This is a genomic window from Burkholderia pulmonis (assembly GCF_984667975.1).
The window spans coordinates 670,623-692,624 of sequence record NZ_OZ480187.1 but is presented as its reverse complement, the minus strand read 5'-3'; the positions used below and the strand labels follow the sequence as shown (position 1 = coordinate 692,624).

The window sequence follows — 22,002 nt, the reverse complement described above, 5'->3', positions numbered from 1 at the left end:
AGTGGGAAACACCCGAGAAAATGTCGGAAAGTATGCGGAATCGGTGTTGCTGCACGACGATGCGGGCGAACGCGCTGGCCGGCGTCGGTTCGATATCGACGTCGGCCAATTGATCAGCAGATTGGATACCCGTGCGCGGCAAACTTCATACGTACTCGCAACCTACGCCAACGCTGACAAATCGAACGGCGTTTCACTCCACCGCCTCTCCGCCAGGCTGTCGAACGCACCAGCAAGATCACTCAAGTAAAATTACCGCAGACCAACACACAGGCAGCGGACCGCGCACCACCGCGAGTCGATGACCCAATGACACTCATTCCAAAGATCTTCGGAGTACGGCCGGCTTCGACGGCACCTAAAAAAACGGTGTATCTGCAATACGCTCAAGCCATCCCGTTACATACGGCGCTCGGAAGGATTTCGGAATGTGTCGATGTCAAACTCATTGCCGAATGGATTTCGCACTACTCGGGCTACGTCCGGGAAGCCTCGATTGCACGTGCCGCCGAACTCGGCGACGGCGCGCTGCTTGAACCGCTCGCCGCACGCGTCAACGACTGGGTACCCGAGGTCCGGCGCGCCGCGACAAGCGCGCTGCTCACACTGCTGCCAATCGTACCCGCAGCGCATTTCGTTGCCGTGCTTCCGGTTCTTCGCGCACTCGTCTCCGCAACGCGCGAAAACCACCAGCCGTGGCTACACGAATTCGAGCAACGGCTGGTGCAGGCAGGCGGGCTCGCCGCGATCGTCGACGCCATGGACGGCAGCGACTTCCGGCTCAAGCGCACCGCCTGCCAAGTGGCGTTCGATCACGACCTCCTGCCGGTCGCCGATATGGTCAGGCGCGGCCTGACGTCCGGTGACATCGTGCTGGCCCGGCAGGCTGTCGAACTGCTCGATCGCATACCGGCAGACCAGCGCCAAAGCTGCATCGATCTCGCTGCTTGCTCGCCGTTCGGGCCGGTTCGCTATGCCGCATTCACATGCGTCGCCGGCAACCATGTCGATGCCGGTAACGAACCATTCCTGTGGCGGGCGATATTCGACTCGCAGGGAAGCTTGCGGTATGCCGCCGCCCGACTTCTCGCCGAACATGGCCGCGAGGTCGCCAGTCGCTGCCGCACCCTGCTCGAATCCGGTTCGTTGTCCGCCCTGCAAATTCGTGCCGGCCTGTCGCTGCTCGCGGAACTCCGCGCGCCAGAAGCCAAAGCGGTACTCACGGGTTACACAAACGACGATCGCGCTCACATCCGTGCACATGCGCTTGCATTGCTGGCCAGGACATCGCCAACCGACAAGGACAACATTGCGGCACGCGCGCTGCTCGATCCCGCTCGCCGAGTGCGCAAGGCAGGTGTACGGTTGTGCGTACTCGGCGCATTCGTGACACTGGAACAGATCCGGGCCATGCTCGACCGGTACGGCGATCGTCATGCTGCGCTGGCAGTGTGTTCAAGAGACCAATGGGACAGCCTCGTCTGCATCGCATTGATCGCCGCACAGGATGAGCCGAGCGCCGAGCGCGCCGACGAACTGTGCCGTGCGCTCGAACGATGGCTCGCGAACCCAATCTCCATGTGGACATCGCCAGGGGTTCGTCACCGGGAAATTCTTGCAGAGCCGTCCATCCGGTCCCGACTGGCCGCTGTCGCACACGCTCGGTTAGACACATTGCGCAGTCGTGTTGCTGCTCACGGCATTACACTCTGACACCCGACATTGCCGTACACGGCCGGCACGCCCATCACGCGAAAGCGTCCTGGCGCGTCCGGTCACCGTTGTCGCACTGGCTCATCCGTCTTGCGCCAACGCCGACAAATCGAACGGCGTCTCCCGCAACCGCTTCCCCGTCAGCCTGAACACCGCATTCGCAATCGCGGGTGTCACCACCGGGCTCGACAGCTCGCCGACGCCACCCGGCTTCGCCGGATCGCCCTGCACGATATGAATGTCGGTCTCCGGCATGTCGCTCATCCGCATCACGCGATACGTATCGAAGTTCGACTGCTGCACGCGGCCATGCCTGAAGTCGATGCGATCGGACGTCGCGTGACCAAGCCCCCACATCAGCCCGCCGTACAGTTGCTCGTCCACGCCGGCCGGCGACACCGCGATCCCGCAATCGGCCACGCACGTGAGTTTCTCCACCGTCACCGCACCGTCCTTGCGCACGACCCGCGCGACCACCGCCACATAGCTGTCGTACGCCTGGTTCGTCGCCACGCCGAGCGCTACGCCATCCGGCAGCGGCTGCCCCCATCCCGCGCGCTGCGCTGCTTCGCGCAGCACGGCCGCATGACGCGGCCGGTCGTGCATGTGTGCGAGCCGGAACGCGACCGGGTCGCGCTTCGCCGCATGCGCGGCTTCGTCCATCACCGATTCAACCGCGAACACGTTCGGGATGTAGCTCACCGCGCGAAACCAGCCGGTCGGCACGCCCGTCTCCATCCGGATCCAGCCGATGTCGCGATGCGGCGCCGAGTACGCGAACTCCCACTTGGTGATCGCTTCGGTCGTGCTGAAATCCATCCGGTCCGTGCGCTCCAGGTAGCCGGGCTCCCATTGCTGCGGCGAAGCGGGCATCACGCCACGCAGCCACAGCGACGCAAGGTTGCCCTGCGCATCGAGCACCGCGCGCGCGCGGTGGTAACTCGCCGCGTGATAGAACAGCGCACGCATCTCGTCCTCGCGGCTGTTCATCAGCTTCACCGGCTTGCCTGTCTTCACCGCGAGCCAGGTCGCCTCGAACAGCCAGTATTTCGATTCGCGCGCACCGAAGCTGCCGCCCGACACGAGCTCGTGCAGCGTCACGCGATGCGCGGGAATGCCGCCGATCACGTCGGCCGCTTCCATCGCGGTCGACGGCACCTGCAATCCCCCCCAGTATTCAATGCCGCCGTTGCGCGCCCACACGGTGATGTTGACCGGCTCCAGCGGATTCGCGGCCTTGTGCGGCATCGAATACGACGCTTCAATCGTGCGCGCGCCGGCGGCTTTCGCTTTCGCCGGATCGCCGTCGGCAATGGTCGGCACGACGCGCGCGGCCGGATCGTCGACCCACGCGGCCTGACGCGCGGCGAGCGTGCTGCTGTCGAACGTCTCGAAAAGGCTGTCTTCCCATTCGATCGTCAGCGCGGCCTGTCCGCGATGCGCGGACCAGTAGTCGTCCGCGAGTACCGCAACACCGGCCTGGTTGCCGCCGAGCACGTCGGGGCGCGGCGGAATCTGCAACACCTCGCGCACGCCGGGAATCGCGAGCGCGGCTTTCGTGTCGACGCTGCGCACGCGCCCGTCGATCACCGGCGCGCGCGTGACGACGGCCACCAGCATCCCGGGCAGCGACACGTCGATGCTGTACGGAAACGATCCGTCGGCCTTCTGCGCGGCGCCGCGCTTCTTGCGCAGCTTGCCGATGTAGCGGAACTGCGCGGGATCCTTCAACGCGACTTCCTTCGGTGCAGGCAACTGCGCCGCCGCCTGCGCGAGCGAACCGTAGGTCGCGCGGCGCCCGCTCGCTGCATGCAGCACGGCACCGTCCGCCGTCGTACACGCCGATACGGGCACGCTCCATTGCTGTGCCGCCGCCTCGACGAGCATCGCGCGCGCGGTCGCACCCGCCCGGCGCAGCCGGTCGTACTCCATCGCGACGCTCGTGCTGCCGCCGGTCGAGAACACTTTCCACAGCGGGTGAATATAGTCGGCGAAGAACGGATCTTCCGGTGTGATCACGTCGACGCGGAACGGATCGACGTCGAGTTCCTCGGCCACCACCGCCGCGAGCGCCGTGCGCGTGCCGGTACCCGAATCGTGCTTGTGCACAACGAGCTTGATCGTGTCGTCGGGCAGCACGCGCACCCACGCGTTCGGTTCGAATTCTCCGGCGGACGGATGCGGATCGCCACTCACGTTCTTGCCGGCCGCCTTCGCGTCGGGCATCCGGAAGCCGATCGCGACACCGGCGGCGAGCAACGCGGAACTCTGTTTGAGAAAGCGCCGGCGCGGCGTGTCGTCGGTGCGCGGTACGTCCTGTGCGAGATCGTCGCGCATGTCACGCCTCCTTCGCGGGTTCGACGGCAGCCTTCAACGCGGGATCGCCGGACGCCGCACGCTTGATCGCACGGTGAATCCGCACATACGTGCCGCAGCGGCAGATGTTGCCCGACATCGCCGACACGATTGCTTCGTCGTCCACCGGTTGCCCGCCCTTCAGCAGTGCGGCGGCCTGCATCAGCTGCCCCGGCTGGCAATAGCCGCATTGCGGCACGTCCTCGGCCACCCACGCGAGTTGCAGCGGATGGCGCCCGTCCGGCGACAGCCCTTCGATCGTCGTCACGTGCCGCCCGTTCGCGGCGACGGCCGGGATCAGGCACGACCGCACGGCCTGCCCTTCGAGATGCACGGTGCATGCGCCGCACAAACCTTTGCCGCAACCGAACTTCGTGCCGGTGAGCTTGAGCCGGTCGCGCAGCACCCACAGCAACGGCATATCCTCCGGTACATTCTCGAGCGAATGGCGTGTATCGTTCACGACGATGTCGATCATGTGCGGTCTCCTGATTCGCATTCATGGGGCGGCCCGCGTCCGTTGCGCGGTTTCGGAGCATTATCGAAACGCGACGCGCAGGTGCGCCAGCGATCATTTCGTCGAATCCCTGTCAGTCGGACTAACAGATGCTCAAGCGATACCCTTCGATCCAGTCGATGCAGGCGTTTCTGCAGGCCGCGCGGGTCGGCAGTTTTTCCAGCGCGGCGCGCCAGCTGGCGCTCACGCACAGCGCGATCAGCCAGCAGATCCGCTCGCTCGAGGAATTCCTCGGCCAGCCGCTGTTCGCCCGCGCCGGCGGCCGCGTGATCCTGACCGATGCCGGCACGCTGTTCGCGAACCAGCTGTCGGACGGGCTCGAACAGATCGATCGCGCGCTGTCGTCGGTGAAGGGCCGCACGGCCGGGCCATCGCTCCGGCTCGACGTCGATCCGGAACTGATGCAGGGCTGGCTGCCCGCGCGGCTGCCGGAACTGATGCGCACGCTCGATGGCACAACGCTGACGGTGCTGTCCGCGCCGCGCCACGACCGCGATGCATTCGATCGCGTCGATGTTGCGCTGCGCTATGGCTACGGGGAATGGGAAGGCGTGGACAGCGCGCTGGTCTGCCCGGACCGGCTGACCGCGATGGCCGCGCCGGCGCTGCTCGAACGCTACGGGCTCACCGCGCCGCTCGCGCCCGAACAGGTGCTGGAGCTGCCGCTGCTCGGCTATACGAAGCGCTCGTGGATTCCGTGGCTGGAAGCGGCCGGGCTCGAACCGGTCGAGCCGGAGACGATCGCCGTGTTCGACAATGCGGCAGGGCTCGTCGCGACGCTCGCGTCAGGGCTCGGCGCAGGGCTGGTACGGGGCCTGCTCGCCGCCGACGCGCGCCGCGACGGCCGGCTCGTCGAACTCTGCACGATCGCGATTCCGACGCATTACAACCTCCATGCGATCTGGCCGCGCGAGCGGCATGCGCGCGTGAAGCCGCTGATCGATGCGATCGGCGCGCTGGTCGCGACGTCGCTCGCACACTGACGCCCGCGTCGCCTCAGGCGCTGAATTCCGCCGCGACCTCGCGCACGGTCTCGAGAAACGCGCCGAGCACGGCCGACGTATCGTCCGCGCGGTAGCGCGCCTGCAGCGACACCTCCAGCTCCGGCGGCAACAACGGCACGAACGTGACGCCGCCCGTCGAGATCTGCCGCGCCGACGCCGGCAGCAGCGCGACGCCCAGCCCTTCGCGCACCAGCGACAACAGCGTATGCACCTCGACGACCTCGTGCGCGATCTGCGGCGTGAAGCGCGCATCGACGCAGCTCTGCTGCAGGAAGCGCGCCAGCTGCGAGTGCCGCAGGCCGAACGACACGAACTGCTCGCCGGCCAGCTCGCGAAGCGCGATCGCGTCGCGCGCTGACAGCGGATGGCCGGGCGGCAGCACGGCCACGGCCGTTTCGCGCACGACGATCTCGCTGCGGATCGACGGATCGTCCTGGAACAACCGGAAGAAACACACGTCGAGCCGCTTCTCCTTCAGCGCGTCGATCTGCGCGGCCGGCGTCATCTCGTGCAGCGACCAGTGCACGTGCGGATGGCGCTCGGCGAACACGCGCAACGCGTGCGGGATCGGCGCGACCATCGCCGAACTGATGATGCCGACGGCGAGCCGCCCCACTTCGCCGCGCCCCGCGCAACGCGTGAGATCGATCGCGCGATCGAACTGCGCGACGATCAGCGGCACCTGTTCCTTCAGTGTTTTCCCTGCCTCGGTCAGTTCGACGCGATGCTGCGAGCGCACGAACAGCGCGGTGCCGAGCTGCTCCTCGAGCAGCCGGATCTGCTGGCTCAGCGGCGGCTGCGAGATATGGAGCCGCGCGGCGGCGCGCCCGAAATGCAGTTCGTCGGCCAGTACCGCGAAGTAACGCAACACCCGCATGTCCATATCGCAAACGTATCAAGAGCGTCAGTAAAAAATATTGTACAGAGCACATACCGCTTGTGACACTCGGTCCCAAGCAGCAGTGCACGTCGCAGTGTGTCACTCGATGCCGGCGAGGGGAAGGCGCGAAAAAAAAGCGCCTTGCAAAGGGCCGCATGAATCCGACCGACAGGGTCGCTTCATCGACGTGCCTGCCCGCGATCCGGCAACCGGCTTTTCCGGTTCCTCTCAAGGAGATCGAGTAGATGATCATCGACACCAGCTGTTACCCGACGAATCTCGTCGACCTCGCGTGGCGTCACGACGGCCCGCCGTTCACCGGCGAGCGCCTGATCGAGACGATGAACGGCCCGTTCCTCATCAACGGCAAGCCGCGCCGCGTGGACAAGGCGTTCATCCAGCCGCCGCAAGGCAACACCATCTATACCTATACCGACGGCGAAAAGTCGGGCACCGAATCGATCGACGCGTACATGGCGTACACGGTCGAGATGGTCCGCAAGCACCCGGACCGCTTCATCGGCTGCTTCGTGTACAACCCGCGCTGCGGCGTGGAGAACGGCGTCAATGCGATCGATCACTACGTGCGCAAGCTCGGCTTCAAGATGGTGCAGTTCCAGGCCAACATGCACGCGTATCGCCCCGACCGCGCGCTCGACTGGTTGCGCCCCGCGCTGAAGAAGTGCGCGGAACTCGGCGTGCTCGTGAAGCTGCACACCGGCGACGGCCCGTACAGCATCCCGACCGAGTGGGTGCCGATGATCAAGGAATTCCCGACCGTCAACTTCATCATGGCGCACTTCGGCGTGCAGACGGGCGGTGTCTACTGCTTCGAGCCGTTCCAGCTCGCGATGGACCTGCCGAACGTGTATTGCGAATCGGGCTGGTGCCTGCAGTCGCGCATCGTCGAATTCGCGAAGGTGCTGCCCAAGCACAAGATCCTGTTCGGCTCCGACACGCCGCCGAACGAACCGGGCATGTGGCTGCGCCTGCTCGAAGTGCTCTGCTTCGACCCGCCGCAAGGGATGAATCTCGACGAGGACACGCTCGAGGATTACCTCGGCAACAACACCGCGCGAATGATCGGCCTCGAACCGACGCCCGCGCCGCGCACCGTCGACGAAGCGAAAGCGCTGCTCGCCGCGTGACGCGCGCCCCCCTCTCCCGATTCCGGAGCATTGCATGATCATCGATACGCACCTGCACCCGACCAACCTCGTCGACGAGGCGTGGCGCCACACCGGCGAACCGTTCACCGGCGAACGCCTGCTGAAGATGATGGACGGCCCGTACATCATCAACGGCAAGCCGCGCCGCATCGACATGGGTTTCATCCAGCCGCCGCCGGGCAACACCGGCTATCGCGACGGCAACCGCCGCGGCCGCGAGGGCATCCGCGACTACATGGCGTACATCGCCGAACTCACGCAGAAGTACCCGGACCGCTTCATCGGCAACTTCACGTACAACCCGCGCTGGGGCCCGGAAAACGGCGCGGCGGAGCTCGAATTCCACATCAAGGAGTACGGCTTCAAGATGGTGAAGCTGCACGCGAACATGCACGGCTACCGGCCCGATCGCGCGCTCGACTGGCTGCGCCCCGCGATGAAGGTCTGTGCGAAGTACAACATCGTCGTGCTGATCCACACCGGTGACGGGCCGTACACGATCCCGACGCAGTTCTACCCGATCATCCGCGAGTTTCCGATGGTGAACTTCATCATCGGTCACTTCGGCATCCAGACGGGCGGCAACTACTCGTTCGAGGCGTTCTGGATGGCGATGGACACGCCGAACGTGTACTGCGAATCGGGCTGGTGCTACCAGGCGCGGATCGTCGAATTCGCACGCGAGCTGCCGCGCAACAAGATCGTGTTCGGCACCGATTCGCCGCCGAACGAGCCCGGCATGTGGCTGCGCGAGCTGGAGATGCTGTGCGGGCCCGCGCCGCAGGGGATGGATCTCGACGAGAACGGCCTGGAGGACTACATGGGCAACAACATCGCCCGCCTCGTCGGCATCGAGCCGACCAGACCGCCGAAGGATCTCGACGAAGCGCAGAAGCGCCTGACCGCGACCTACGTGTAACGCGCCGGCAGCCGGATCGCGTCCCGCCGCGGGCATGCGCGCGGTCCGGCCTTTCCCCTTCCGTATCCGACGGAGTGCATCATGGCGTCCAGCCTTTTCGCCGAGCAGCAGGATTTCCACCAATTCGCGAACGCGTATCGCGAACGCTTTCCGGACGATGTGCTGACGATCGCGCAGCCGCTGTCCGCCGACCAGGACGTCACGGCCGTCGTCGCGTCGCTCGCCGCGCGCGGCCGGCATGAAATGCTCGTCTGCGAGCGCGTCGACGGGCTGTCTGCCCCGCTCGTCACCAACGTATTTGCGTCCCGTACGCGTATCGGCCGGCTGTTCGGCGTCGATGCGAACGGGCTGTTCGACGCGTGGCAGCAGCGCGCGAACGCGCCCGTCGCACCGGTCGTCGTGCCGCACGGCCCCGTGCTCGATCATGTCGTCGAAGGCGACGCCGTCGATCTGGCGCAACTGCCGATGATCCGCCACTTCGAAACCGATCGCGGGCCGTATGTGACCAATGCGGTGATCGTCGCCGAAGATCCGGTGACGGGCGTCGCGAACCTCAGCTACCACCGCTCGATGCCGCATGCGCGCAATGCGCTGGCGACGAGCCTGCATTCACGCGGCCATCTGTGGCGGATGCTGCAGACCGCGAAGGCGCGCGGTGACACGCTGAAGGTCGCGATGGTGATCGGCGCGCATCCGCTGTTCATGCTCGCGGCCGCCGCCCGTTTGCCGTTCGGCGCCGACGAGCGCGCCGTCGCCGGCGGGCTGTTCGGCGCACCGCTGCAGCTCGTGCGCACGCCGCGTCACGGCATCGGCGTGCCCGCCGCCGCCGAATTCGTACTCGAAGGCACGATCGATCCCGATGCGCATGCCGAAGAAGGCCCGTTCGGCGAATTCACCGGCTATTCGTCCGATCGCTCGACCAACAACGTGCTGCGTATCGACGCGATGATGCGGCGCAACGACGCGTGGCTCGTCGACGTGGTCGGCGGCCCGTATGCGGAACACCTGACACTCGCGCGGCTGCCGCGCGAAGCCGAGATGAGCGAGAAGCTGAAGGCCCGCTTTCCGGCCGTCACCGCGATCCACTATCCGAATTCCGGCACCCACTTCCACTGCTACGTCGCGTTGAAGCAGTCGCGCGACGGCGAAGCGCGCCAGATCATGCTCGCGCTGCTCGGCTGGGATCCGTACCTGAAGAACGTCGTCGCGGTGGACAGCGACGTCGACATCACCGACGACGCGCAGGTGCTGTGGGCGATCGCCACGCACTTCCAGCCGCATCGCGACCTGTTCGTCGTCGACGGCCTGCCCGGCAGCCCGCTCGATCCTTCGTCATCGGCCGACGGCACGACGTCGCGGATGGGCATCGACGCGACGCGCGGCTCGCGCTTCGACGGCATACGCGCACGTGTCGGCGACGACGCGATGCAGCGCGCGGCACAGGTCATCGCGCAACTCGGCGGAGCCTCGCGATGAGCACGCGGCGGCTCGTGGTCGGCATCAGCGGCGCATCCGGCTTCGTGTACGGGATGCGGCTGCTCGCGCTGCTGCGCGAGCTCGACATCGAGACGCACGTGGTCGTCTCGCGCGCCGCCGCGCTGACGATGGCGCACGAGACCGATTTCAGGCTGTCCGACATCACCGCGCTCGCGAGCGCGCTGTACCGCAGCGACGACATCGCCGCGCCGATTTCGAGCGGCTCGTTCCGCACGCTCGGGATGATCGTCGCGCCGTGCTCGATGAAGACGCTCGCCGAGATCGCGAGCGGACTGTCATCCGGCCTGATCTCGCGCGCGGCCGACGTCGTGCTGAAGGAGCGCCGCCGGCTCGTGCTGCTCGCGCGCGAAACGCCGTACACGCTCACGCACCTGCGCAACATGGCCGCCGTCACGGAGATGGGCGCGATCGTCGCGCCGCCCGTGCCGGCGTTCTACGCGCGCCCCGCTTCGCTCGACCAGATGATCGACCACACGCTCGGCCGCGTGCTCGACCTGTTCGACCTCGATTCCCGCACCGTCCATCGCTGGAAAGAAAGCGAATCCCGGCCCCACCCGCAGCCCAACCGACTCAACGGAGACGCATCATGACCCACATCCACACCACCCACAGCGACGTCGAAAAAATTCCGGTCACCGTGCTCACGGGCTTTCTCGGCGCGGGCAAGACCACGCTGCTGAACTACATCCTGCGCGAGAAGCACGGCCGCAAGATCGCGGTGATCGAGAACGAGTTCGGCGAGATCGGCATCGACGGCGGGCTCGTGCTCGAATCGACCGAGGAAATCTACGAGATGACGAACGGCTGCGTGTGCTGCGTCGGCGCGGTGCGCGAGGATCTCGTGCGGATCGTGCGGATGCTCGTCGCGCGGCCCGACCGGCTCGATCACATCATCGTCGAGACGAGCGGGCTCGCCGATCCGTATCCGGTCGCGCAAACCTTCTTCCTCGACGATCCGATCGCGAAGGAAGTCGCACTCGACGCGGTCGTCACGATGGTCGACGCAAAGCACATCCGCGCGCACCTCGACGATCTCGTGCTCGACGGCCGCGACAACCAGGCCGTCGACCAGATCGTCTGCGCGGACCGGATCGTGATCAACAAGGTCGATCTCGTCGACGCGCCGGACGTCGATGCGCTGACCGCGCGGCTGCGCGGGCTGAACACGACGGCCGAGATCGTCACGTCGAGCTACGCGCAGGTCGATCTCGACCGCATCCTCGGGATCGGCGCGAACGAATTCGCGCAGATCCTCGTCGAGAGCGACGGGCTGCACGCCGATGCGCCGCATGCGGACGAGCACGCGCACGAGCATGGCCACGACGAACACGACCACCCTGCGCACGACGATCACGCCGCACACGCACACGACGAGGACCACGACCATCACGAGCATGACGAAAGCGTGTCGTCGGTCGGCATCGAAGTCGATTCGGACATCGATCTCGACGCGCTCGAAGCGTGGCTCGGCGAGTTGCGCCGTGCCGACACCGCGAACCTGTTCCGGATGAAGGGCATCCTCGCCGTGCAGGGCCGTGCGCAGCGCTACGTGCTGCAGGGCGTGCACGGCGTGATCGAACTGCGCGCCGCGCAGGCGTGGGGGTGCGAGCCGCGCTCGTCGCGCATCGTTTTCATCGGCCGCGATCTCGATCGCGCCGCGCTGACCGACCGTTTCCATGCCTGTCTCGCCGCGCCGGTCGCGGCCTGACGGGCACGCCAGGCGGGCGCGCCATGCGCCCGCCCGATAACGAACCTCAGGAGACACGCCCATGAACTCTGCTTCACATCCCGTCGATCGGGTCCTGCCGCGCCGCCAGATGCTGACGCTCGGCCTGCAGCACATGCTCGTCGCCTATATCGGCGCGATCGCGGTGCCGCTGATCGTCGCGTCGGCGCTAAAGATGTCGCCCGCCGACACGACCGTGCTGATCAGCACCGCGCTGTTCTGTTCCGGCATCTCGACGATCCTGCAGACGGTCGGCGTCTGGAAGCTCGGCGTACGGCTGCCGATCCTGCAGGGCGTCGCGTTCAGCAGCGTCGGCCCCGTGATCGCGATCGGCATGACGCCGGGGGTGGGGTTCGCCGGCGTGTGCGGCGCGGTGATCGGCGCGGGCATCATCACGACCTTCGCAGCGCCGCTGGTCGGCCGGCTGCGCCGCCTGTTCCCGCCGGTCGTGACGGGCTGCATCGTCACCGTGATCGGGCTGCAGCTGTTTCCGGTCGCGTATCAATGGGCCGGCGGCGGCGACGCGGCGAAGCTGCAGTTCGGCGAGCTGTCGTTCCTCGCGGTCGCGCTCGTCGTCGCGATCGTGATCCTCGCGGTCAACCGTTTCGCGAACGCGTTCCTGCGCAACCTGTCGGTGCTGATCGGGCTCGTCGCCGGCAGCCTGCTCGCGATCTCGCTCGGGATGGGCAACTTCACGAACGTGGCGGCCGCGCCCTGGTTCACCGTGCCCTACCCGTTCCACTTCGGCACGCCAGTGTTCGCGATCGTGCCGGTACTGACGATGGTCGTCGTGATGATCGTGCAGATGGTCGAATCGATGGGCCTGTTCGTCGCGATCGGCGACATCGTCGAGAAACAGGTGAGCGAGGAGGACGTCGTGCGCGGGCTGCGTGCGAACGGCGTGGCGAGCGCGATCGCCGGCACGTTCGCCGCGTTCCCGTTCATCGCGTTCATGGAGAACGTCGGGCTCGTGATCCTGACGGGCGTGCGCAGCCGCTGGATCGTCGCGATCAGCGGCGTGCTGATGTGCGTGGTCGCGCTGGTGCCGAAGATCGGCGCGATCGTCGCCTCCACGCCGTCGGCCGCGCTCGGCGGCGCGGGCATCGCGATGTTCGGCGTGGTCGTCGCGGCCGGCGTGCAGACGCTCGCGAAAGTCGATTTCGAGAACAACCGCTACAACGTGCTGATCGTCGGTTTCACGATCGCGACCGCGCTGATTCCGGTGATGGCGCCGAAGGTGTTCGCGCACATGCCCGACTGGACGCAGCCGTTCCTGCACAGCGGCGTCGTGCTCGCGTGTCTCGTGTCGGTACTGCTCAACGCGCTGCTCAACGGCGTGCCGGCGGCGGAACCCCTCGAATCGCACGTCCATGCCGACGCCGCGCACCGCAGCCCGATGGCGCGCGAGTGCGACTGACCGGCTTCCTGCCGCGCGCGGCATCGTGGCTGCGCGCGGCGCCTGACGAACAACGGCACGACCATCCGAATCCGAGGAGACCCGACCATGAGCGTTCCTACTTCTTCGCTGCTGATCCGCAACCCGATCGCGGTCATGAGCGGCCGCGCCGGCGATGACGCACGGCTCGGCCCGGCCGACCTGCGCATCCGCGACGGCCGGATCGACACGATCGCGCCCGGCCTCGCGCCGCTGCCCGGCGAACGCGTGATCGACGCGAGCCATTGCGTCGTCTATCCGGGCTGGGTCAACACGCACCACCACCTGTTCCAGAACCTGCTGAAAGGCGTGCCGGCCGGAATCAACGCGGATCTGCAGGAATGGCTCGCGGCCGTGCCGTATCCGCGCGTCGCGCGCTTCACGCCGGAACTCGCACGCATCGCCGCGCGGCTCGGCTTCGCGGAACTGCTGCTGTCCGGCGTGACGACCTGCGCCGATCACCACTACCTGTATCACGCGGGCGGCACGACCGAGACCGGCGACCTGCTGTTCGACGAAGCGGCCGCGTTCGGGATGCGCTTCGTGCTGTGCCGTGGCGGCGCATTGCAGGCGGCCGGCGATCATCCGGGCTTCGCCGGCACCGCGCTGCAGCCCGAAACGCTCGACCAGATGCTCGCGGACATCGAACGGCTGAAGGCCCGATACCACGATGCAGGCGCGGCCTCGATGCGCCGCGTGGTCGTCGCGCCGACGACGCCGACCTTCTCGCTGCCGCCCGACCTGCTGCCGGAAGTCGCGCGCGCGGCGCGCGGGATGGGCCTGCGGCTGCATTCGCATCTGTCGGAAACGACGCGCTACGTCGATTTCTGCCGCGAGCGCTTCGGCAAACTGCCCGTCGAATTCGTCGCTGAGCACGAATGGCTCGGCCCCGACGTGTGGTTCGCACACCTGGTCCATCTCGAAGCGAGCGAAATCGCGATGCTCGCGGAAACGGGCACCGGCTGCTCGCACTGCCCCGTCAGCAACGCGCGGCTCGGCAGCGGCATCGCACCCGCGCCTCGGATGGCGGCGGCCGGCGTACCGGTGTCGCTCGGCGTCGACGGCGTCGCGTCGAACGAATCGGGCAGCATGACGCACGAAGCGAATTTCGCGTGGCTCGTGCATCGCGCCGCACACGGCGCGTCGGCCACCACCGTCGAGGACGTGCTGCACTGGGGTACCCAAGGCGGCGCGCGCGTGCTCGGGCTGGACGCGGTCGGCACGCTCGCAGTCGGGCAAGCCGCCGATCTCGTGCTGTACGACGTGAGCGGGCCGCGCTTCAACGGCTTCCACGACCATGCGATCGCGCCGGTTGCGGCCGGCGAACCGGCGCCGGTGAAGTACAACATCGTGAACGGCCGCGTCGTGGTGGACAACGGCGAGATTCCGGGCCTCGACCTGACGGCGCTGCGTCGCGCGGCTGTCAATGCGGTACGTCAGTTGCTCGACTGAACGGAGGTCATGCGATGAATCCCCGCATCCGCATCGGCATCCTGACGCCGTCGTCGAACACCGCGCTCGAGCCGCTGACGGCCGCGATCGTCGCCGGCCTGCCGAACGTCAGCGTGCATTTCGCGCGCTTCACGGTGACCGAGATCGCACTCGATGCGGCCGCACTCGACCAGTTCGACGCGGCGCGCATCCTCGTCGCGGCGCGACAGCTTGCCGACGCGCGTGTCGACGTGATCGGCTGGAGCGGCACGTCCGCCGGCTGGCTCGGCTTCGAGCGGGACGCCGCGCTGTGCCGCAGTATCGAGAAAGCGACCGGGATCCCGGCGACGACATCGGTGCTCGCGTTGAACGAACTGCTCGAACGCACCGGCGTGCGGCGGCTCGGCCTCGTCACGCCCTATCTCGACGACGTGCAGCAGCGGATCGTGCGTCAGTACGCGCAGCTCGGCATCGAGTGCGTGGCCGAGCAGCATCTCGGGCTGCGCGACAACACCAGCTTCGCGGAAGTGCCCGATTCGCAGCTCGCGGCGCTGATGCGCAAGACGGCGCAGGCGCGGCCGGATGCGGTGGTCACGTTCTGCACGAACCTGCATGCCGCGCACCTGGCCGGGCCGTTCGAGCAGGCGACCGGGATCGCGGCCTACGACACCGTGTCGACGGTGGTATGGAAAGCGCTGAGGATGGCCGATGTCGATACGCGCGAGCTGACGCGGTGGGGGAAGCTGTTCGGGATGCGTTGATCGGAAACGCATCCGATTCGAGGATGCGCGCTGCGGCCGCCGCGAGTATGCTGGAGCTTCGAACGCTCTCCAACACGCGGCGGCACGGCGAACGCGACACCGTTGCCCCGCCAACCGTCATTCACCATCGATGGATTTCGACGTCATCGTTCTCGGCGCCGGCATCGTCGGCGTCTCGGCCGCACTGCACCTGCAGGATCGCGGGCGCAAGGTCGCCCTCGTCGATCGCGGCCCACCCGGCGAAGGCACCAGCTTCGGCAACGCGGGGCTGATCGAGCGCTCGTCGGTCGAACCGTACCCGTTCCCGCGCAGCCCGTTCACGCTGATGCGCTATGCGCTGAACCGCTCGACCGATCTTTACTGGCACAGTGCGTCGCTGCCCGCGTTCGCCCCGTGGCTCGCACGGTTCTGGTGGGAATCGGCGCCGCTGCGCCATGCGGCGGCCTCGCGCGACATGCTGCCGCTGATCGAGCGCTGCCTCGTCGAACACGACGCGCTGATCGCACGGGCCGGCGCCGGCGAACTGGTCCGCGCGAACGGCTGGCTGGAAGCGTTCCGCACGCCCGCCGCATTCGAACGCGGCGTGGCCGAGGCCGGCCTCACCGCGCGCCGCCACGGGCTCGGCATCACGCCGCTCGACGCGGCCGCGCTGCTCGCGCACGAACCGAGCCTCGCGCCCGGCTTCTGCGGCGCGCTGCACTGGCTCGATCCGAAAAGCGTCGTCGATCCGGCCGCACTCGTCAAAGCGTATGCGCAACTGTTCGTGCAGGGCGGCGGCACGCTGCTGACGGGCGACGCGGCCAGCCTCGACGCGCTGTCGCCCGGCTGGCAGGTCGACACGCAGGACGGCCCGGCCGCCGCGCCGGCCGTCGTCGTCGCGCTCGGCCCGTGGTCCGACACCGTGTTCGGCAAATTCGGCTACAAGATCCCGCTGCGCGAGAAGCGCGGCTATCACATGCACTACGCACCGTCCGGGCGCGGCGTGCCGTCGGCGCCGATCGTCGATCGCGAATACGGCTACGTGATCGCGCCGATGCGGCGCGGGCTGCGGCTCACGACGGGAGTCGAGATCGCGCGGCGCCGCGTGCCGCCGACCGGCGTGCAGCTCGAACGCGCGGAACGCGTCGCGCGGCCGGTATTCGGTTTCGGCGAACGGCTCGACCCGCATCCGTGGCTCGGCTTCCGGCCGTGCACGCCCGACATGCGCCCGGTGATCGGCCCCGCGCCCGCGCATCGCGGGCTGTGGTTCGCGTTCGGGCACAACCACCACGGGCTGACCCTCGGCCCCGTCACCGGCCGCCTGCTGGCCGAGATGATGACCGGCGAAGCGCCGTTCACCGATCCGGCGCCGTATCGCGCGGACCGCTTCTGAACGCGCGATACCCGCCGGCCCGCAGTCGCGACCGGCGGCGGGCCCGCCATCAGCGAAAGCGAAGCTGGTCCCGCCCCAGTTGCGCAACGGACGAGCACCCCATCAGCCGCATGTCCCGCTCGATCTCCGCGCGCATCAGTTGCAACGCGCGCTCGACGCCGGGCTGGCCGGCGGCCGCAAGCGGAAACAGGTAATAGCGCCCCAGCCCAACCGCCTTCGCGCCCAGCGCCAACGCCTTCAGCACGTGCGAACCCCGCTGCACGCCGCCATCCATCATCACGTCGATCCGGTCGCCCACCGCGTCGACCACCTCGGCCAGCTGATCGAACGCGGCACGCGAGCCGTCCAGCTGGCGGCCGCCGTGGTTCGACAACACGATGCCGGTACAGCCGATGTCCGCCGCCCTGCGCGCATCCTCGGCCGAAATGACGCCTTTCAGGCAAAACTGCCCGTCCCATTCCCGCACCATCGCGGCGACGTCGTCCCAGGTCATCGACGGATCCAGCATTTCGGTGAAGTAGCGGCTGATCGACATCGTGCCGCCACCCATGTCGACATGCTGGTCGAGTTGCGGCAAACGGAACCGCTCGTGGGTCAGATAGTTGAGCGCCCAGGCCGGCTTCAGCGCGAACTGGGTCATCCCCGCGAGATTCAGCCTGAACGGAATCGAGAAGCCGGTTCGCTTGTCCCGCTCGCGATTGCCGCCGGTGATGCTGTCCACCGTCAGCATCATCACGTTCACGCCGGCCTGCCTCGACCGGTTCATCATCTCGCGGTTGAGGCCGCGATCCTTGTGAAAGTAGAACTGGTACACCTGCGGGCCCTGGCTGATCGCGCGGGCTTCCTCGAGGCTCACGGTGCCGAGCGACGACACGCCGAACATCGTGTCGAACTTTGCGGCCGCGGCCGCGACGGCGCGCTCGCCGTCATGGTGAAACAGGCGTTGCAGCGCCGTCGGCGAGCAGTAAACCGGCATGCCGAGCTTTTGCCCCATGACCGTCACCGACAGATCGACGTCGCGCACGCCGCGCAGCACGTTCGGCACCAGGTCGCAGCTTTCGAACGCGCTCGTGTTGCGTCGATACGTGACTTCGTCGTCGGCCGCGCCGTCGATGTAATTGAAGATCGGCCCCGGCAACCGCCGTCTGGCCAGCTCACGGAAGTCGTGGAAATTGTGGCAATCCTTCACACGCATGGGTCATGCTCCATTCGGCAAGCGAGCGGCATGCCGGTCAGCCGGCACGCGTCGCTCGCATCGCAACGTTCATTCTGTCCCGATGGCCGACCTCCTCGCCCGGCACGGCAGCCGAACCGCCGTCCGCATCGCATCGCATCGACCGCTTCCGGATCTGCGGAGAATCGACTCGCACTCAGTCGAGCGCGCGGCCGAAAATCTGGATCACTTCGTCGAGATGCTCTGCCATCGCACGGCGCGCGGCTTCGGGATCGCGCGCGCGGATCGCGTCGAGGATCGCGCGGTGCTCCAGTTCCGACCGGTGCGGCATGTCGTTCGGCATGTACAGCGACTGCAGCCGCTGGAACATCAGGTCGTATTTGTGCGCGAGCAGCTGCTTGATCATCAGCGCATACGCGGCGTTGTCGCTCGCTTCGGCAATGCGGATATGGAACAGCCGGTCGCCCGGGTGCGTGAGCGACCCGCTGCGGTTGTCTTCCTGGTTGCGCAGGAACGCCTCGTGGATCCCCTCGATCTGCGCGTCCGAGCCGTGCTTCGCCGCCAGCGACGCGGCTTCCGGCTCGATCAGCCGGCGCGCCTGCAGCAACGCGAACGGCGGGATTTCGGTGTCGAGATCGAGCGCGATGCCGAGTTCGGGGTCGATCTCGACGATCGAGAACGGCGCAACCTTCGCATCGGGTTCGGGCGCAGGCTCGGGCGCCGCAGCGGCTTCGGGATGGCGCACCTTCACGCCGTCGCCGACGCGCACGCTGACGAGCCCGCTCACTTCAAGCGCGATCAGCGCTTCGCGCACCGACGTGCGCGACACACCGAACTGTTCGGCCAGTTCGCGCTCGGGCGGCAGATAGCTGCCCGGCGGAAAATCGCCGGACTCGATCATCGCACTGAGCTTGTCGGCGATCTGCTGGTAGAGGCGGCGGTTCTGAATCGGCTGGATAGACATACGTTGACGCTGGTAATCGGTTTCGTTTCGGACAGTCTGACGAATACGGGCAGACCGTTCGCGCCTATTTTATATGCCGCGCTTCACCTCGCCCGGTATCGCGTAGCAACGCGCGGCCGTACCGCCCCACAACGCGCTGCGCTCGGCCGCCGACAGCCGCGATTCGGCCCAGCGTTCGACCAGCGACGTGACTTCGTCATACGACGCCGCAAGCAGGCACACGGGCCAGTCCGACCCGAACATCAGCCGCTGCGGCCCGAACGCATCGAGCGCCGCATCGAGACACTGCTCGATATGGCGGATGTCCGGCGCGCGCAGGCCGCGCTGCCAGTCGGCCTCGGTCACGAGCCCCGACAGCTTGCACACGACATGCGGCAGCGCGCCCAGCTCGCGCAGCGACGCGCGCCAGCGTGCGAGCGCCGTGTCGTCGCGCTCGAACCCGGCGAGCGCCGGCTTGCCGACGTGATCGAGCACGAGCCAGTGCGCGTCGTGCCGCGCGCAGAACGCCTGCACGTCCGGTAACTGCCGTTCCAGTACGAGCACGTCGTACACGTACCCGTTCGCCTGCAGCCACGCGATGCCCCGGTTGAACCCGGGGTCCGCGACGAACGCAGCCACGTCGGCTTCGTCCTGCACCTGATGACGAAAGCCGCGCAGCTTCGGGCTGCCCCACTCGGCGACACGGTCGGCGAGCGCCGGCGCACCCAGATCCTCCCAGCCGACCACCGCTGCAATCCGCGCGTCGTCGCGCGCGAGATCGAGCAGGAACGCCGTCTCGTCGCGCCCGGCGCGCGCCTGCACCGCGATCGATGCACCGAGCGCCTGCGCGCGCATCTGCGGCCACAGCGCGTCGGGCAGGTAGTCGCGTGCGAGCACTCCCATCCCGGGGCCGATCCACGGGTAATCGGCCGCGCGATAACGCCAGAAGTGCTGATGGGAATCGATACGCACTGCGCCCATGGTGCCCTCGTGTCCAGTCGCCAACGGAGCGGCATGCGCCGCCCCCGCCACGCTACGTTCAGTCGTACAACACCGCCGCGATCTTCGGGTCGTCGATGTTGGTCTTGTCGTACCAGTAGAAGCCGGTATCGATGATCTTCGGCAGCTTCTCGCCCTTGATCGCCTTCACGGCCGCCTCGACCGTCTTGTAGCCGATCCCGACCGGGTTCTGCGTGATCGCGCCGGCCATCAGCCCGCTGCGGATCGCGTCTTTCTGCTGCTTGCCCGAATCGAACCCGACGATCACGACCTTGCGCTTCATTTCGCGCACGCCGTTGACCACGCCGATCGCCGAGCCTTCGTTGGTGCCGAACACCCCCTTCAGCTTCGGATACGCCTGCAGGATCGACTTCGTCACTTCGGTCGACTTCAGCTGGTCGCCGTCGCCGTACTGCACGGTCACGATCTGCACCTTCGGGTGCGCCGACTTCATCCGTTCGACGAAGCCGTCGCGGCGGTCGATGCCGGTGCGGCTCGTCTGGTCGTGCGCGACCACGGCCACCTCCCCTTCGTCGCCGATCATCGCGGCGAGCTTGTCCGCGGCGAGCGAGGCGGCAGCCTTGTTGTTGGTCGCGGCCGTCGTCACCGGGATGTCGCTGTCGACGCCCGAGTCGAACGCGATCACCGGGATCTTCTCGGCCTGCGCCTTCTTCAGCAGCGGCAGCGCGGCCTTGCTGTCGAGCGCCGCGAAGCCGAGTGCGGACGGCTTCTTCGCGATCGCGGCCGACAGCATGTCGATCTGCTTGTCGACCATCGCCTCGGTTTCGGGTCCGTCGAACGTCACCTTCACGTGATAATCCTTCCCGGCCTGCATCGCCCCCGCTTTCACGGCCTGCCAGAACTGATGCTGGAAGCCTTTCGAGATCAGGGGAATATAAGCCTCCTGCGCCTGCGCGCCTGCCGTCATGCCGACGGCGAACGTCAGCCCGACGATTGCGTTCAACACCTTGCTCTTGATCACTTCGCGTCTCCTGGATTGGTATCGAATCAAATGCCGGCCCGGCCGGCGGTAAAGCCCATGCGTACCGGCGTCAATGACGGCGCCGGCGCAGGATGTCGACATACACGGCGAGGATGATGATCACGCCCGTCACGACCGTCTGCCATTCCTGCGCGACCGACATGATGCGCAGGCCGTTGGTCAGCACGCTCATGATGAACGCGCCGATGATGGTGCCGACGATGCTGCCCGCGCCGCCCGACAGCGACGTGCCGCCGATCACGACGGCCGCGATCGCATCGAGCTCGTAGCCCTGCCCGAGCGCGGGCTGCGCGGAGTTCAGCCGTGACGCGATCAGCAGGCCGGCAATCCCGCACACGGCGCCGCTGAACGTGTAGACCGCGATCTTCCACGCATCGACGTTCACGCCGGACAGCCGCAGCGATTCCTCGTTGCTGCCGAGCGCGAACGTGTAGCGGCCGAAGATCGTCCGGTTCAGCACGATCGACGCACCGATCGCGACGAGGAACAGGATCAGCACCGCATTCGGAATCGGCAGCGCGGGAATCAGGTTGCCGATCAGCGAATCCTGCGCGATCGACGTGAAGCCCGGCGTGTCGTTGAAGTAGATCGGCCGCGTGCCCGAGATCACGAGCGACAGCCCCTTGAGCAACATCATCATGCCGAGCGTCGCGATGAACGGCGGCACCTTCATCTTCGCGATCACGAAGCCCGATACGCAGCCCGACAGCGCGCCGAAGAACAGCGCGGCCAGGATCCCGAGCGGCAGCGGCATGCCCCAGTTCGTCAGCACGACGCCGGCCATCACCGCGCAGAACGTCATCAGCGTGCCGACCGACAGGTCGATGCCCGACGTGATGATCACGTACGTACACGCGACGGCCAGCACGCCGTTCACGGCGGTGGCCTGCAGGATCGACACGAGGTTGTCGACTTCGAGGAAGTTCGGCGACGCGAAGGTGAAGAACACGATCAGCAGCACGAGGCTCGCGAACGCGAGCAGCTTCTGCCGCGCGGCCGGGTTGAAGAAACGGGCACGGAATCCCGTAGCGCCTGCCGGCGAGTCGCCGGAAGCGAGGGGCGGGACAGGTTGCGTATCGTTGGACATGGTCGGAAGCTCGTCTT

The 22,002-nt window shown here is 67.2% G+C and carries 19 protein-coding genes; 11 read left to right on the top strand and 8 right to left on the bottom strand.

Annotated elements, in window-relative coordinates; translation table 11 throughout:
* Window positions 1-309 precede the first annotated feature (309 nt).
* Window positions 310-1,713, top strand: a complete 1,404-nt coding sequence (locus AC5LXK_RS19880; RefSeq protein WP_493393170.1) for a hypothetical protein — start codon at window positions 310-312, stop codon at window positions 1,711-1,713.
* Between the two features lie 81 nt (window positions 1,714-1,794).
* Here AC5LXK_RS19880 and AC5LXK_RS19875 read toward each other — a convergent pair whose 3' ends face one another.
* Window positions 1,795-4,050, bottom strand: a complete 2,256-nt coding sequence (locus tag AC5LXK_RS19875) for a xanthine dehydrogenase family protein molybdopterin-binding subunit (protein WP_493393169.1) — start codon at window positions 4,048-4,050, stop codon at window positions 1,795-1,797.
* Window position 4,051: 1 nt separating this feature from the next.
* Complete coding sequence (locus AC5LXK_RS19870) at window positions 4,052-4,546, bottom strand: (2Fe-2S)-binding protein (RefSeq protein ID WP_493393168.1); 495 nt, start codon at window positions 4,544-4,546, stop codon at window positions 4,052-4,054.
* A 128-nt stretch (window positions 4,547-4,674) separates the two neighbouring features.
* On the opposite strand from AC5LXK_RS19870, the gene AC5LXK_RS19865 reads away from it, so the two are divergent.
* On the top strand, window positions 4,675-5,568 hold the full coding sequence (locus AC5LXK_RS19865; RefSeq protein WP_493393167.1) for a LysR substrate-binding domain-containing protein: 894 nt from the start codon (window positions 4,675-4,677) through the stop codon (window positions 5,566-5,568).
* A gap of 13 nt (window positions 5,569-5,581) precedes the next feature.
* On the opposite strand, the gene AC5LXK_RS19860 is transcribed toward AC5LXK_RS19865, so the two are convergent.
* Window positions 5,582-6,472: a LysR substrate-binding domain-containing protein gene (locus tag AC5LXK_RS19860; protein ID WP_493393166.1), complete on the bottom strand. Its 891-nt coding sequence runs from the start codon at window positions 6,470-6,472 to the stop codon at window positions 5,582-5,584.
* 242 nt (window positions 6,473-6,714) lie between these two features.
* Between AC5LXK_RS19860 and AC5LXK_RS19855 the strand changes: the two genes are divergently transcribed.
* The 9 genes from AC5LXK_RS19855 (at window position 6,715) to AC5LXK_RS19815 (ending at window position 16,779) form a co-directional block, all read left to right on the top strand.
* On the top strand, window positions 6,715-7,617 hold the full coding sequence (locus AC5LXK_RS19855; protein WP_011354246.1) for an amidohydrolase family protein: 903 nt from the start codon (window positions 6,715-6,717) through the stop codon (window positions 7,615-7,617).
* A 34-nt stretch (window positions 7,618-7,651) separates the two neighbouring features.
* A complete protein-coding gene (locus AC5LXK_RS19850) occupies window positions 7,652-8,557 on the top strand; it encodes an amidohydrolase family protein (protein WP_493393165.1) in 906 nt (301 codons plus the stop codon).
* 81 nt (window positions 8,558-8,638) lie between these two features.
* Complete coding sequence (locus AC5LXK_RS19845) at window positions 8,639-10,033, top strand: UbiD family decarboxylase (protein WP_493393164.1); 1,395 nt, start codon at window positions 8,639-8,641, stop codon at window positions 10,031-10,033.
* On the top strand, window positions 10,030-10,644 hold the full coding sequence (locus tag AC5LXK_RS19840) for a UbiX family flavin prenyltransferase (RefSeq protein WP_493393163.1): 615 nt from the start codon (window positions 10,030-10,032) through the stop codon (window positions 10,642-10,644). The genes AC5LXK_RS19845 and AC5LXK_RS19840 overlap by 4 nt, the downstream gene beginning before the upstream one ends.
* Window positions 10,641-11,762 (top strand): CobW family GTP-binding protein, encoded by a 1,122-nt coding sequence (locus AC5LXK_RS19835; protein WP_493393162.1) that lies wholly within the window; start codon window positions 10,641-10,643, stop codon window positions 11,760-11,762. Before AC5LXK_RS19840 ends, AC5LXK_RS19835 begins: the two co-directional genes overlap by 4 nt.
* Window positions 11,763-11,823: 61 nt before the next feature.
* Window positions 11,824-13,197 carry a nucleobase:cation symporter-2 family protein gene (locus tag AC5LXK_RS19830; protein ID WP_493393161.1) on the top strand — a complete coding sequence of 458 codons (1,374 nt, stop codon included), beginning with the start codon at window positions 11,824-11,826 and terminating at the stop codon, window positions 13,195-13,197.
* Window positions 13,198-13,284: 87 nt separating this feature from the next.
* On the top strand, window positions 13,285-14,667 hold the full coding sequence (locus AC5LXK_RS19825; RefSeq protein ID WP_493393160.1) for an isoxanthopterin deaminase: 1,383 nt from the start codon (window positions 13,285-13,287) through the stop codon (window positions 14,665-14,667).
* Between the two features lie 14 nt (window positions 14,668-14,681).
* Window positions 14,682-15,407, top strand: a complete 726-nt coding sequence (locus AC5LXK_RS19820) for a maleate cis-trans isomerase family protein (RefSeq protein WP_493393159.1) — start codon at window positions 14,682-14,684, stop codon at window positions 15,405-15,407.
* Window positions 15,408-15,537: 130 nt separating this feature from the next.
* A complete protein-coding gene (locus tag AC5LXK_RS19815) occupies window positions 15,538-16,779 on the top strand; it encodes an NAD(P)/FAD-dependent oxidoreductase (protein WP_493393158.1) in 1,242 nt (413 codons plus the stop codon).
* A gap of 49 nt (window positions 16,780-16,828) precedes the next feature.
* Here the strand turns inward: AC5LXK_RS19815 and AC5LXK_RS19810 are convergent, their stop codons facing one another.
* From AC5LXK_RS19810 to AC5LXK_RS19790, 5 genes are all read right to left on the bottom strand, one after another.
* On the bottom strand, window positions 16,829-17,974 hold the full coding sequence (locus AC5LXK_RS19810) for an alpha-hydroxy acid oxidase (protein ID WP_493393157.1): 1,146 nt from the start codon (window positions 17,972-17,974) through the stop codon (window positions 16,829-16,831).
* A 175-nt stretch (window positions 17,975-18,149) separates the two neighbouring features.
* A complete protein-coding gene (locus tag AC5LXK_RS19805; RefSeq protein ID WP_493393156.1) occupies window positions 18,150-18,917 on the bottom strand; it encodes a FadR/GntR family transcriptional regulator in 768 nt (255 codons plus the stop codon).
* Between the two features lie 69 nt (window positions 18,918-18,986).
* Window positions 18,987-19,877, bottom strand: a complete 891-nt coding sequence (locus tag AC5LXK_RS19800; protein WP_493393155.1) for an L-fucono-1,5-lactonase — start codon at window positions 19,875-19,877, stop codon at window positions 18,987-18,989.
* Window positions 19,878-19,935: 58 nt separating this feature from the next.
* On the bottom strand, window positions 19,936-20,877 hold the full coding sequence (locus AC5LXK_RS19795) for an ABC transporter substrate-binding protein (RefSeq protein ID WP_493393154.1): 942 nt from the start codon (window positions 20,875-20,877) through the stop codon (window positions 19,936-19,938).
* A gap of 70 nt (window positions 20,878-20,947) precedes the next feature.
* The gene (locus AC5LXK_RS19790; protein WP_493393153.1) at window positions 20,948-21,985 is read right to left on the bottom strand and encodes an ABC transporter permease; all 1,038 of its coding nucleotides are present in this window, start codon (window positions 21,983-21,985) and stop codon (window positions 20,948-20,950) included.
* Window positions 21,986-22,002 lie beyond the last annotated feature (17 nt).

Coding starts and splice junctions, on each gene's coding strand:
- AC5LXK_RS19880 (WP_493393170.1), top strand. CDS start 310: ATGACACTCATTCCAAAGATCTTCGGAGTACGGCCGGCTTCGACGGCA.
- AC5LXK_RS19875 (WP_493393169.1), bottom strand. CDS start 4,050: ATGCGCGACGATCTCGCACAGGACGTACCGCGCACCGACGACACGCCG.
- AC5LXK_RS19870 (WP_493393168.1), bottom strand. CDS start 4,546: ATGATCGACATCGTCGTGAACGATACACGCCATTCGCTCGAGAATGTA.
- AC5LXK_RS19865 (WP_493393167.1), top strand. CDS start 4,675: ATGCTCAAGCGATACCCTTCGATCCAGTCGATGCAGGCGTTTCTGCAG.
- AC5LXK_RS19860 (WP_493393166.1), bottom strand. CDS start 6,472: ATGGACATGCGGGTGTTGCGTTACTTCGCGGTACTGGCCGACGAACTG.
- AC5LXK_RS19855 (WP_011354246.1), top strand. CDS start 6,715: ATGATCATCGACACCAGCTGTTACCCGACGAATCTCGTCGACCTCGCG.
- AC5LXK_RS19850 (WP_493393165.1), top strand. CDS start 7,652: ATGATCATCGATACGCACCTGCACCCGACCAACCTCGTCGACGAGGCG.
- AC5LXK_RS19845 (WP_493393164.1), top strand. CDS start 8,639: ATGGCGTCCAGCCTTTTCGCCGAGCAGCAGGATTTCCACCAATTCGCG.
- AC5LXK_RS19840 (WP_493393163.1), top strand. CDS start 10,030: ATGAGCACGCGGCGGCTCGTGGTCGGCATCAGCGGCGCATCCGGCTTC.
- AC5LXK_RS19835 (WP_493393162.1), top strand. CDS start 10,641: ATGACCCACATCCACACCACCCACAGCGACGTCGAAAAAATTCCGGTC.
- AC5LXK_RS19830 (WP_493393161.1), top strand. CDS start 11,824: ATGAACTCTGCTTCACATCCCGTCGATCGGGTCCTGCCGCGCCGCCAG.
- AC5LXK_RS19825 (WP_493393160.1), top strand. CDS start 13,285: ATGAGCGTTCCTACTTCTTCGCTGCTGATCCGCAACCCGATCGCGGTC.
- AC5LXK_RS19820 (WP_493393159.1), top strand. CDS start 14,682: ATGAATCCCCGCATCCGCATCGGCATCCTGACGCCGTCGTCGAACACC.
- AC5LXK_RS19815 (WP_493393158.1), top strand. CDS start 15,538: ATGGATTTCGACGTCATCGTTCTCGGCGCCGGCATCGTCGGCGTCTCG.
- AC5LXK_RS19810 (WP_493393157.1), bottom strand. CDS start 17,974: ATGCGTGTGAAGGATTGCCACAATTTCCACGACTTCCGTGAGCTGGCC.
- AC5LXK_RS19805 (WP_493393156.1), bottom strand. CDS start 18,917: ATGTCTATCCAGCCGATTCAGAACCGCCGCCTCTACCAGCAGATCGCC.
- AC5LXK_RS19800 (WP_493393155.1), bottom strand. CDS start 19,877: ATGGGCGCAGTGCGTATCGATTCCCATCAGCACTTCTGGCGTTATCGC.
- AC5LXK_RS19790 (WP_493393153.1), bottom strand. CDS start 21,985: ATGTCCAACGATACGCAACCTGTCCCGCCCCTCGCTTCCGGCGACTCG.